Source organism: Streptomyces sp. TG1A-60 (assembly GCF_037201975.1).
Classification (GTDB): Bacteria; Actinomycetota; Actinomycetes; order Streptomycetales; family Streptomycetaceae; genus Streptomyces.
Map to the genome: position 1 here is coordinate 239981 of NZ_CP147520.1, position 11661 is coordinate 251641.

General features: G+C 67.0%; 9 protein-coding genes and 2 pseudogenes. 5 read left to right on the forward strand and 6 right to left on the reverse strand.

Features of this window, described 5'->3' with window-relative positions:
- Window positions 1-6: 6 nt before the first annotated feature.
- Together WBG99_RS00325 and WBG99_RS00330 are read right to left on the reverse strand one after the other, a co-directional pair.
- Window positions 7-2249, reverse strand: a pseudogene (locus WBG99_RS00325) (helix-turn-helix transcriptional regulator).
- Between the two features lie 74 nt (window positions 2250-2323).
- Window positions 2324-2938 carry a helix-turn-helix domain-containing protein gene (locus tag WBG99_RS00330; RefSeq protein WP_338894343.1) on the reverse strand — a complete coding sequence of 205 codons (615 nt, stop codon included), beginning with the start codon at window positions 2936-2938 and terminating at the stop codon, window positions 2324-2326.
- A gap of 208 nt (window positions 2939-3146) precedes the next feature.
- Between WBG99_RS00330 and WBG99_RS00335 the strand changes: the two genes are divergently transcribed.
- The 4 genes and pseudogenes from WBG99_RS00335 (at window position 3147) to WBG99_RS00350 (ending at window position 6844) form a co-directional block, all read left to right on the forward strand.
- Window positions 3147-3893, forward strand: a complete 747-nt coding sequence (locus WBG99_RS00335) for a transposase family protein (RefSeq protein WP_338894344.1) — start codon at window positions 3147-3149, stop codon at window positions 3891-3893.
- Window positions 3894-4006: 113 nt separating this feature from the next.
- Window positions 4007-4225 (forward strand): annotated as a pseudogene (locus tag WBG99_RS00340) (transposase); the annotation flags it as partial.
- A 117-nt stretch (window positions 4226-4342) separates the two neighbouring features.
- Window positions 4343-5791 carry an IS1380 family transposase gene (locus WBG99_RS00345; RefSeq protein ID WP_338894345.1) on the forward strand — a complete coding sequence of 483 codons (1449 nt, stop codon included), beginning with the start codon at window positions 4343-4345 and terminating at the stop codon, window positions 5789-5791.
- A gap of 222 nt (window positions 5792-6013) precedes the next feature.
- Window positions 6014-6844 (forward strand): IS5 family transposase, encoded by an 831-nt coding sequence (locus WBG99_RS00350; RefSeq protein ID WP_338894346.1) that lies wholly within the window; start codon window positions 6014-6016, stop codon window positions 6842-6844.
- Here the strand turns inward: WBG99_RS00350 and WBG99_RS00355 are convergent.
- Window positions 6762-7328: a hypothetical protein gene (locus tag WBG99_RS00355; protein WP_338894347.1), complete on the reverse strand. Its 567-nt coding sequence runs from the start codon at window positions 7326-7328 to the stop codon at window positions 6762-6764. The genes WBG99_RS00350 and WBG99_RS00355 overlap by 83 nt on opposite strands.
- A gap of 561 nt (window positions 7329-7889) precedes the next feature.
- Between WBG99_RS00355 and rfbC the strand changes: the two genes are divergently transcribed.
- A complete protein-coding gene (gene rfbC, locus WBG99_RS00360; protein ID WP_338894348.1) occupies window positions 7890-8483 on the forward strand; it encodes a dTDP-4-dehydrorhamnose 3,5-epimerase in 594 nt (197 codons plus the stop codon).
- A gap of 28 nt (window positions 8484-8511) precedes the next feature.
- Here the strand turns inward: rfbC and rfbD are convergent, their stop codons facing one another.
- From rfbD to WBG99_RS00375, 3 genes are read right to left on the reverse strand one after another with little or no spacing between them, the layout of a single operon-like run.
- Complete coding sequence (gene rfbD / locus WBG99_RS00365; protein ID WP_149181387.1) at window positions 8512-9381, reverse strand: dTDP-4-dehydrorhamnose reductase; 870 nt, start codon at window positions 9379-9381, stop codon at window positions 8512-8514.
- Window positions 9378-10376, reverse strand: coding sequence for a dTDP-glucose 4,6-dehydratase (rfbB, locus tag WBG99_RS00370; protein ID WP_338894349.1), 999 nt, complete (start codon window positions 10374-10376; stop codon window positions 9378-9380). The genes rfbD and rfbB overlap by 4 nt, the downstream gene beginning before the upstream one ends.
- The gene (locus tag WBG99_RS00375; protein ID WP_338894350.1) at window positions 10373-11440 is read right to left on the reverse strand and encodes a glucose-1-phosphate thymidylyltransferase; all 1068 of its coding nucleotides are present in this window, start codon (window positions 11438-11440) and stop codon (window positions 10373-10375) included. The genes rfbB and WBG99_RS00375 overlap by 4 nt, the downstream gene beginning before the upstream one ends.
- Window positions 11441-11661 lie beyond the last annotated feature (221 nt).

The window sequence follows — 11661 nt, forward strand, 5'->3', positions numbered from 1 at the left end:
CCTTTCCTACTCTCCGTTGTCGGCGTCGGTGACGGTGCCGTCCTTGATGTACCGGGCGAGGTTGAGTTCGGGTGCGTGGAACCGCTCGCGGACCTCTTCCCCCACAGGACGGTCTGGGTGCCCTCATGCTTGACCAGGCCCGGGTTGATACCGAGCTTGAAGCCGCCGGGCAGCGGCTTGCCATCCCGGTAGGGCAGGAAGTCCAGCGGGCTGGTGCCGGCGGCCGTGTAGACGACGCAGTCGGACAGGATCGCCACCGGGTACTGCCCGGTGAACGCCGCGTGCTTGACGATCTTGCGGTGGAGGTTGATCCGCGTGCGGGAGATGACCGCCGCGCGGATGTCCGGCCGCCACGTCGGGCGGGACAGCGCCCGCCAGGGCTCGCCCGGCCGCCAGCCCTCACCGCGGGGGCGCTCGCGTAGTTTGCCCAGGCCACCCTTGACCGTGGCCTTGATCGCGGAGACGACGATCGCCAGCTCGGGGTCGCGCTCCTTGTAGCCGTCCATCGCCGCCAGGAAGTTGGCCGGCGCCATGTCCGCGTGCACACCGAGGTCGGCCATCGTGGCGAGGAAGGCGTCACGCAGCCGCTGGTACCAGCCGTCCAGATAGCGGCCGTTGTCGTAGCGTACCCACGCCTCGATCGGCGTGACGTCGTAGCCGAGCTCCACCGCGTACGCCACGGTGGGCGTTGCGTACCAGGCCGGGCCCTCGGGGCGCTCGCCCTTCGGCGTGAACGGGCTGGGCAGCAGACTCGCGTCCAGGTCAGCCCACTTGTCCTTGGCGACCTTCACCCTCGACAGGTCGACATGTGACAGGTCGACCAGCCACGAGCCGGGCAGCTTCGCATCGAACACCGGCGCCTTGACGTGCGTGGGCGCACCGAGGCCGACGACCAGGCCGTTCGCTCCGGCGGCGAAGGCCATGTTCACGTCGATGCCGACCAGGTGCCGCAGGGTGCATTCGGCGTCCGTCATCGGACGCGCCCAGTCGTATGCCTCCTCGAACAGCTTCTCCGCCGGGCCGCGGACGTGGAAGCGGGGCAGATTCGCCAGGAGCGGGTGCCCGTCGGGGGCCTCGCACGGGGCGCAGTCCACCGGGTCCTTGCCCAGCGAGCCGGGGTTGTGCTCCGAGTGCCGCTTGCCGTCGGCGTGGGGCTCGGAGGCGCGGGTCGGCGGGTGCATCGCGGTCATCAGCTCCAGGCCGGTGACTGCGGTGGAGCCGCGCGGCGTCATCACCCGCGACGCGTACACACCCAGCACGCGGGCGAGTTCCGCCGACGGCAGTTGCCCGGCCTCGCCCCAGTGACGGGAGTCGAGCGCGTGCCAGGACGGGATGCACAGCTGGACGCAGTTGCGTTCTGAGCCCTTGGCCGGGCGGTAGATCCGCGCCCACGGCCCGAACCCGCGCTTCGTGAGCTTCCAGTCGGCGCGGGCCAACTGCTTGATGACCTTGTGGCCCTCGGGGATCCGCCCGGCGAGCTTCTCCTCATCCGTGAGGGCGACCGGCAGGCCGTAGCACTCCAGTGCAGCCTCGGTGAGCACGAGCAGTGGGTCGGCGGGCTTGCCCGGGCCGGACAGCTTCGGCTGCCCGAGCTTGGCCTCCTTGAGTGTCCAGTCGACCAGGGCCGGGATGCTCTTGGCGGGCACGTCCAGGACCAGGCCGCCGGTGCAATACGCCAGCACCTGACCGTCTTCGACGTCGACGACGGCGAGTGGACCGTTCTCGAACCGCCGGTCGACGCCGCCCGCCGAGGCGTTGGCGGGGGCGACCTTCTTCGCGGCCGGGCGGTGCGACGTCGACGACGGCCTAGCGGTGCGCGCCGGACGCGACATGGGAGTGGATACGGTCTCGGTGATGGGGCGGGTCTGGGTGTTCTGTTCGGTCGTCATATCCGCAGCCTCAGGCGTTGTGCCTGTGGATACGGTCCCGGCTTCGGGAGCCGGGGCAGGCATGCCGGCGCACGTCTCAGGAACGGCCGTGTCCTTCACGGGTGCTGCGGCATTGGGGGCGGCGGGGTAGATCTCCGCGAGCTTGCTGAGCAGGCGCGCGTACGCATCACGCTCGGGGGGCCTGGGCTCCGTCTTGCCGGACTCCCAGGCGCTGACAGTCGCCCGACGTACCTGCAGAGCCTCCGCCACCTCGTCCAGCGTGAAGCCATGGGCCTGACGCAGCCGCTTGCGCTCCGTCGGCGGCGGCAGCGGAGACCGGGACGCGATCAGCGCGTCGACCCGGTCGAACAACTCGGACATGGCCACCTCCTGTTCCTCAACTATAGCGTGAAGCGTACGGATCGCGTACGCATCGAGCACAAGTAGCGTACGTATCACGTACGCAGGCTCTTCAGGGTCACGGGGCGGCGGCCCTGGTCGACACCGCCCAGCGCGCTTGTCCCGTGCTGCCGGACCTTGAGCGTGTGCCAACGAAGCTTGAGTGGTCGCTCCCACCCTCCAAAGCACTGCTGGCGGTACTCCTGTGGGCTCAGCCCGTACGCGCTGCGGAAGGCCCGGCTGAAGCTCGCCTGGTCGGTGAACCCCCTGCGGGCCGCTATCGCCCGGATCGGTTGACGTCCGCGCAGCGGGTCTGCGAGGTCGCGGCGACAGTGTTCCAGCCGACGTTCTCGGATCCAGGCCGAGACTGTGGCTCCCTCCGCTTCGAAGAGCCGGTGGAGCGACCGGACGGACATGCTGTGCGCAGCTGCGATGATCGCGGGCGATAGTTTTGGATCGGCAAGGTGGCGGAGCATGAAGTCCCGCACGCGCAGCAGCATCGTTTCTCCCGTACAGGACGGTGCGGTCTCCGGGCCGGATTCGAGTTCGTGCGCCAGTACGGCATCCACGAGATCCACCACGATCCCGGACAGGCGGCCTGTGTCGGCCGGGGTAAGGGCCGCGGCCTGCCGCAGAGCCTGCCGCACGGTGGTGGCCAGCAGCGCGCCCATTCCGCTGCGCCCGGGCAGCCGACGGGCAGTGAGGCTCCGCCAAGCTCGTTTCCGCAGTTCAGTGGGGCTGGTGTGATGCGTCGGTGAGGTCCTCACGCTGGCAGGTGGGGTGATCGTTAGCACGAGATCGTCTGGCGCAGGTGTTCTCGTGGGTTCTGGAGTGAGGTTCGGGGGTCGCCGCGTAGGTTCTGCGCTGGGAGGGATGTTCATGACGGACGTGCTGGCGTGGACGATCGAGCGGCGGCTTGAGCTGGCGAAACGTGCCGAGCTGCTGCGCAAGGAGCTGGGTGAACTCGAAACGGAGGTCGCCCGGTTGGAGGCCGCCGAGGTGGTGTTCGGGCAGTGGGCCGAGGCCACTGATGGTGGACGGCGACCGCCGGGCATCGTGTCGCCGGAGCCGGAGCCGGAGCCGGAGCCGGAGCCGGAGCCGGAGCCGGAGCCGGCCGTTGTGACGGTGGGTCCGGGTGCGGGCGGGATGCGAGTGGTGCCGGACCGCGTCGAGGGGATGGGACTGGAGGTCCTGACCTCAGAATATCGACGGATCATGGAGATCGTGGCCGGGGCGGACGGTCCGGTGATGGCCAAGAACGTCGCCCTCGGGCTGGGCCGGGAGGCGAGTCCGGCGAAGATCGAGCCGGTCCGGGGCCAGCTGCGCAAACTTGTGAGGGAAGCCGGCCTCGGCGCCCTGGCCGACCTCGGCTTCGTCGGCCTCGACGACAAGCCCGAAGACGACCCGGTGATCATCACCGGCCGCAAGGCCACCCGCAACCACAAGCTGACCGTCGCCGAGAGGGAAGCGAACCGCCTGGTCAGCCGCGAACGCGCCGCCAACGAACATGGCTTCGCGAACCTCAAGTCATGGCGGATCCTGACCAAACTCCGCACGGACACCCGGCAGGCGACCACGCTCCTGCGGGCCCTGCTCGTTCTGGCGAACAGCGAAGTACAGCGCTGACGGAGCGGGCGGATGATCTCGCCCCGACGATCACGCCACCTGCCAGCGTGAGGACCTCACCAACGCATCACACCAGCCCCACTGAACTGCGGAAACGAGCTTGGCGGAGCCTCAGTGAGGACGCGGCCATGGAGCGGTTCCTGGAGTTCCAGGAGACGTGGGGGAAGAAGTACCCGGCGATCGTGAAGCTGTGGTCGGACGCCTGGGCCGAGTTCGTGCCCTTCCTCTCCTTCGACGTCGAGATCCGCAAGGTGATCTGCTCGACGAACGCGATCGAGAGTGTCAACGCCCGCATCCGCAAGGCCGTCCGGGCCCGCGGCCACTTCCCTAACCCTGGATATTCAGCGGAATTGGGTGACCTGACGCCCCGATAGCAGAATGGTGCCGCTGACCTGCGAGGATGCGAGTGTCTACGTCGTATCCGCTGCAAGAATCAGGGCACCAATCTGGTGAGCAAGAGTACAGGGTGGGACCGTCGGCTGTCCGTGGTGGCTGACGGGAAGAGACTGATCGGGCATGCCGGTGCGGTGCTGCTGCGCCGGTGCGCGGACCGCACAGGGCTCACCGGGGCGCTGGCGAAGGAGTTACCGTCCAGCACAGCGGCCATCTGGCGGGAACGGGCGGGCGTCCTGGTGCACCTGGCCGTCGCGATCGCGCTCGGGGCGGCGAACCTGTCGGAGGCCGAACAACTCCAGCTTCATCACCGGCCGTTGTTCGGGCCGTCGGCCTCGGACTCCACCGCTCGCCGCACCCTGGCCGCGCTCGACGAGACAGTCCTGGCGAAGATTGCGAAGGCACGAGCCCGGGTGCGCCGGCATGTGTGGAGTCTGCTGCGTCTGCGGCCGGGCGGCTTCCCCTGGCTGACGGTGGCGGGCAAACGGCTGACCGGCTGGATCGTCATCGACATCGACGCCACCATCATCACGTCCGCGTCCAAGAAGGCGGGGGCAGCAGTCACCTTCAAAAAGACGTTTGGGTTTCATCCGCTGGCCGCGTGGTGCGCGAACACCACCGAATCGCTGGCGATGCTCCTGCGTCCGGGGAATGCCGGAGCAAACACGGTAGCCGACCACATCCGCGTGCTCACCGACGCCCTCGCCCAGATCCCCGGCTCCTCAGCAGCGAAGATCCTCATCCGGCTGGACGGGGCCGGGGCCACCCACGGGCTGCTGGAACACCTCGAAGCGTTGAACACCACGCGGCGTACGGTCCGCTACACGGTCGGCTGGACGATCACCGAAGACGACGAGAAGGCCATCGCAAAGCTGCCCAAAAGCGCCTGGGAGACCTCCCTGCACCAGGACGGCAGCCTCCAAGAGGGCTACTTCGTCGCCGAGTTGACCGGGCTGAACACCCGTGAGGGCTGGCCGGAGGGCATGCGGCTGATCGTGCGCCGCGTCAGGCCCACCCGCCGGCACCTGAAGAAACTGACCGCCTTCGAGAAGAAGACCGGCTGGCGGTACTGCATCACCGCCACCAATATCCGGCACATGTGGGGCATCGCCGGCTCGGGCCACAGCCAGTTCCTGGACGTCCTGCACCGCTCGCACGCCAAAGTCGAGGACCGGGTCCGCACCAACAAGGCGACGGGACTGGACAATCTGCCGTCCGCCTCCTGGGAAGTGAACCGCGGCTGGATGCTCGCCGCGAACCTCGCCGCCGATCTCGACGCCTGGGTTCGGCTGCTGGCCCTGCACGACATCGAGGGCCTGGCCGACGCCGAGCCCAAGACCATGCGCTTCCGCCTCTACCACCTGCCCGCCCGCCTCGCCGACCACGCCCGACGCCGATGGCTGCGCATCGACGCGACCTGGCCCTGGGCCCAAGCGTTCACCACCTGCTGGCAGCGGCTCAGTGCGTTGTGGCAAACCGGATCTTGTTCGAGCGGCAGCGGGTGATGATCTGGACGGAGGTTCGGGTGCGGTCGCGGGCATGAGAGAACGGGCCCCTTGGTAGTGACGCGGTTACGACACCAGCACGACCAAGGAAGCCCGTTGCCTGATCAGTTGAGCAGTATCTCTGTGCATGCGTCCACCGCGGTCACCCCTGGGTGTGACTGCTACGTGCACCGGTTCGGTTCGCTCGCTCCGGGACGGCGGGCAGGCTGCTATCCGAGTGACATGACGGATGCGGAGTGGGCCGAGGTCCGCGCCGCGATGCCGGTGCCGGCCTGGCTCCTGAAGCGGGGCGGGCGTCCGGAGGCGTACTGCCACCGGACAATGCTCGACGCGGTGCGCTACCTGGTCGACAACGGCGTGAAGTGGACGGCTCTGCCGGTCGATTTCCCGTACTGGCGGGCGGTCTACGACTTCTTCCGCCGCTGGCGGGCCTACGACTATGCGCGTGAACTGTACGAACGCCTGCGATGTTCGGCGAGGGAGCGCGCCGGCCGCAACGCCGAGCCCAGTGCGGGCATCATCGACAGTCAGTCGGTGGACGCCTCCGAGACCGTCGGCGAGGACAGCCGCGGATACGACGGCGGCAAGTCACGTGACGGCCGCAAGCGTCACATCCTGACCGACACCGAGGGCCTGCTCCTGGAAGTGACCGTGACCACGGCCGATGTGCACGACTCCAAGGCCGCCCCCGCACTGCTGGAGACGTTCATGCAGCAGCCGGGCCGGCTGCTGCAACTGGTGTGGGTCGACAGCGCCTACCAGGGTCCGGCGCTGGCGAAGGCGTTCGCCCGTCACGGAGTCCGGACCGAGGTCGTGCGCCGCTCCGACGGACAACGCGGATTTGTCGTACTGGCCCGCAGGTGGGTCGTGGAGCGGACGCTGAGCTGGCTGGCCCGCTCACGCCGCCTCAACCGCGACCACGAACGCCGCCCCGACCACCATGCCCAGATGGTGTGGTGGGCCGCCGTGATCAGACTTTCCCGGCGCCTGGCCGCAGACGCTCCGCGCTGGCCGGAGAAGCGTCCCGGCCGACTGCTCCGGGCGCGGGCATGAACCGTCCGTCCTTCGCCCGCACCAGCCAGCCCCGCTTCTCCAGCACATAGGCACGGTGCCGGATCTTCTCCACCTCGTTCTTGATCTCCGCTTCCCGGCCCACCGCCCGCGTCAGCTCCACCCCGTTCACCGGCCCCGAAGCGGCCACCACCGCGGCGAACACCTCCCGATACAAGCCGCCGAGCACCTCCTCGCCCATGCCCGACCGCCACACCGGCGGCCGCTCGCCATGCCCCGCGCCCGGGCCGCCCGATCCCACGGCGACAGCCATCTCACCACCGGACGGCACCAGAACCGGCGTATTTACCGGGCTCTCCACGGCCAGCACCGACACAAGCTCCTCACGCCCCACCCGGGCCCGCTCGACCCGCTCCCGCGCGGCATCCACCTCCGCCTGAGCCTGCTCCAGGACCTCCGTCCAGGACTCCAGATCCTGCCTCGCCCGCGCCTCACGCTGTTCCATCAACCCCAGCACCGACGGCATCGCACCCTCCTCGATCCACAACAAGCCGTCCGCTGCCTGCCCCTACCCCAAGGCGATCATGCCCCGCACACGAAGAAGCCCCTGCTCATCGAACAGGGACTCCCTTTGCCACAACGCACTCACCGCCCTCCCAGCTGTCACCTGACAGCCGGGCACTGCCCCGACAAACACCAGGAAGGAGAAGACCGGCAGCACTCCGGGCCCGTGGAACCCGGCGCACCCGCGGCGTCACGCGACGGCCCACCTCGAACGGCCCGAGGACATTACGGGCGAACTGCCGAGCAGGCCAGCCACCGAACCCCGCTGACGAATCGAGGGCAACAGCCCCGAGAACACCACATCTACAAGCTCGTTGACATCTCGCATGTAAATGTCAACGACCTTGGCAACCCTCCGTCACCACCGAATATGAGACAGGGCCGTTAAATTGACACACCCGCGCCGGTTCGAACACGGTGGCCGACCACCTGCGGGTGTTGCGTTTTGGGCGGGTCAGAGAGAGATATGACACGCGGAAGTTAGAATACAGCGACGACTTGCGGATATGAGAAAGGCAGGGCCATGCGAATCGAAGGCGCGTGGGCCATGCAGCCCCCCATTTTGTCTGACAGTCGGGGAACATTTCATGAGTGGTACCGCGCGGAAGACTTCCGGGCCACCCTCGGACACGAACTGACGTTCGCTCAGGCGAACTGCTCGGTGTCCAGGCGCGGGGTGATCCGTGGCGTCCACTTCTCGGATGTGCCGCCGGGCCAGGCCAAGTACGTGAAGTGTGTGCGCGGGGCGGTCCTTGATGTTGTCGTTGACATCCGTATCGGATCCCCGACCTACGGAGAGTGGGAGGGCGTACGGCTCGATGACATCAACCATCAGGCCGTCTACCTGGCCTCAGGATTGGGTCATGCCTTCATGGCACTGACTGACGAGGCGACGGTCGTCTATGTCTGCTCGGAGCGCTACGCGCCGGAACGTGAGCACGCGATCCATCCCCTCGACCCGGCACTCGGCATTGCCTGGCCTCAAGGACTGGAGCATGTTCTCTCTGCCAAGGACAGCCGGGCGCCGACGCTCGCTCAAGCCCGGAGTAGTGGGCTACTGCCGCGATACGAGGACTGCATCGTGCAAACGATCCGGCCGAACGGGCGGGTTCACTGACCCGGGCCGTACGTCTCTGCCTCTGGGCTCATGCCCAGCGCCGGCCGCCGAGGGTCTCGGCGAACGCGACGGACAGGGCGTCACGCCATGGCCGGATCGGTGCGATGCCCACCTCTTTCCAGCGGTTGTGTGCCAGCACGCTGTACGCGGGACGGGGTGCGGCCGTTGGGAATGCCCTACTGGTCGTCGCCCGGACCCGGGCGGGGTCGGCGCCTAGCAGGCGGAATACCTCCTGCGCGAGGGCGAACCACGTCGTCTGGCCGCGACTGGTGGCGTGGAAGATGCCGGTGGAGTGAGTATTTCGTCCGAGAGCGATGACACGATCCGCGACATCGCCTGCCCAGGTGGGCTGTCCATGTTGGTCGGCGACGACATCTACTGCCGCTTGTTCCCTCTCCAGACGGGCCATGGTGCGTAGGAAGTTGGCACCGTGCGCTCCGTAGAGCCAGGCGGTGCGGACGACTGCGCTGGCGTCGGGCAGGGTACTGAGAACGGCCCGTTCCCCGGCGAGCTTGGTGCGTCCGTACGCGGTTCGCGGAGCGGGTTCGTCCGCTTCGTCGTAGGGCCATGCGGAGTCTCCGGGGAAGACGTAGTCGGTCGAGATATGGATGAGACGGGCGTCAAGTGCGGCGCAGGCCTCGGCGAGGTGGCGGGCCCCGTCGGCGTTGACACGGTATGCGTCGTCCTCGTTGGATTCGGCCTGGTCGACCGCTGTCCAGGCGGCGCAGTTGACGACAATGTCGGGCCTGGTGTCGGCACATGCACGCCGCACGGCCTTGGCGTCGGTAATGTCGAGCCGGTGGCGGGTGGTCGCGGCCACGGAGTCGCCGTCGTGCCGGAGCCGATGAACGATTTCCTGGCCGAGCATGCCGCGCGCGCCTGTGACGAGCCACCTCATGGTCGGGCTCCCACGCTGGCGCGGGCCTTCAGTGGCTCCCACCAGGGCCGGTTTTCGCGGTACCACTGGACGGTTTCGGTCAGTCCGGTCGCGAAGTCCCTGCGTGGCCGGTATCCGAGTTCGCGTTTGATTTTGGAGTAGTCGAGGGCGTAGCGGCGGTCATGTCCCTTGCGGTCCACGGCGTACTCGACGCTGTCCCAGCCGCTGCCACAAGCTGACAGAAGGTGCTCCGCCAGCTCGCGATTGGTCATGGCGGTGCCACCGCCGATGTTGTAGATCTCCCCTGGGCGCCCCGCGCGCCGGACGAGTTCGATGGCGTTGATGTGGTCGTCGATGTGCAGCCAGTCACGGATGTGCAGGCCGTCGCCGTACAGCGGAACCTTCTCTCCGTCCAGCAGGCCGGTGATGAACAGCGGAATGAACTTTTCGGGGAATTGGTGGTGGCCGTAGTTGTTGGTGCAGCGCGTGATGCGCACATCGAGGCCATGAGTTCGGTGGTAGGCGAGAGCGATCAGGTCGCTCGATGCCTTCGCGGCCGCGTAAGGTGAACTGGGGCTGAGTGCTTGGTCCTCGGTGCAGAATCCGGAGTCGATCGAGCCGTAGACCTCGTCTGTCGACACATGCACAAAGGTCCGCGGGGGGTTGTCCACAGCCGCGGCCAGGAGGGTGTCGGTACCGAGGACATTGGTGCGCACGAATGCGTCGGCGCCCACGATGGAGCGGTCCACATGCGATTCGGCGGCGAAGTGGACGACATGGTCGTGCTCGGCCACGAGTTTGCGGATAAGTTCCGTGTTGCAGATATCCCCTCGTACGAACTGGAAGTCCGCGTGCCGTTGTACTTCGGCCAGGTTAGCCAGGTTCCCGGCGTAGGTCAGCTTATCGAGTACGGTGACCGAGATGTCGCCGGGTCCTGTGGGGCCGAGCAGCGTGCGGACATAGTGTGAGCCGACGAACCCGGCTCCTCCGGTGACCAGGATGGTGGTCGTCTTCATGATGGGATCTGTACCTTGCTGTGGTCGCCGAGGAGGAACCGGTGAGCCGAGGGGGTGTGCGCGGATGATGTGACCTCGACCTGACGTCCGATCAGTGACGCCTCGATCCTGCCCACTCCTGTGATGGACGCCTCCGGCAGCACGATGGAGTACTCGATCTCGCTGTTCTCGATGCGGCAGTCGCGTGCCACTGATGTGAACGGACCGAGGTAGGAACCTGTGATCGTAGTGCCCGGCCCGATCGAGACTGGGCCCACGATGCGCGAGTTGCGCACCCTCGCGTCTTCGTCGATGTGGACCCGGCCGATGACCTCGCTGGCATCGTCGACCTTGCCGTCGATCCGGCGTTCTGCGGATTCGAGTACGGCCCGGTTCGCCTCGAGCATGTCGGTGACGTTGCCGGTGTCCTTCCAGTAGCCGGTGATGATCAACGGCCGTACGCTGTGGCCCTCGTCGATCAGCCACTGGATCGCGTCGGTGATCTCTAGTTCGCCGCGCGCGGAGGGCTTGATCGCGGCCACGGCCTCATGCACGGCCGGGGTGAACAGATACACCCCCACGAGTGCTAGAGGGCTGCTCGGGACCTTGGGCTTCTCCTCCAGGCGCACTACGTTTCCCGCGTTGTCGAGTTCGGCGACGCCGAAGAGCGAGGGGTTCTCCACCTCTGTCAGCAAGATCCGGGCAGCCGGGCGGTCGCGACGGAACTCCGCGACCAGCTCCTTGATGCCACCAAGCACGAAATTGTCTCCGAGGTACATGACGAAGTCGTCTTGACCGAGGAATTCGCGAGCGATATAGACGGCGTGTGCCAGTCCCAGCGGATGCGGCTGGCGAATGTATGTCACCCGCAGACCGAAAGTGGAGCCGTCACCGATGGCTTTCATGATTTCAGCCGCTGTGTCTCCGACAACGATGCCGACATCGCTGATACCGGCATCGGCGATAGCTTCGAGTGCGTAGCAGAGGACGGGTTTGTTTGCGATCGGCACCAGCTGTTTGGCGAAAGAATGGGTGATGGGCCTGAGTCGGGTTCCGGAACCGCCGGACAGTACGAGCGCCTTCATGGAGAACCTCGCGGGAGGGGAATTTTCGCCGGTGTACCGTTCGCAAGCTTTTGAAGAGACGATGTGCGCCCTACTGCCAGAACAGCATGCTGACGAAGCCGACATTGGCACCTGTCCCGGGTACAGAGGTGGTAAGAGGATCGTCCTGACAGTTAGAGCAAGGATAGAGATTGACCTAGCCGTCGATTTCGTTGACGGTTGCGCCATTCTCTGATACAGCC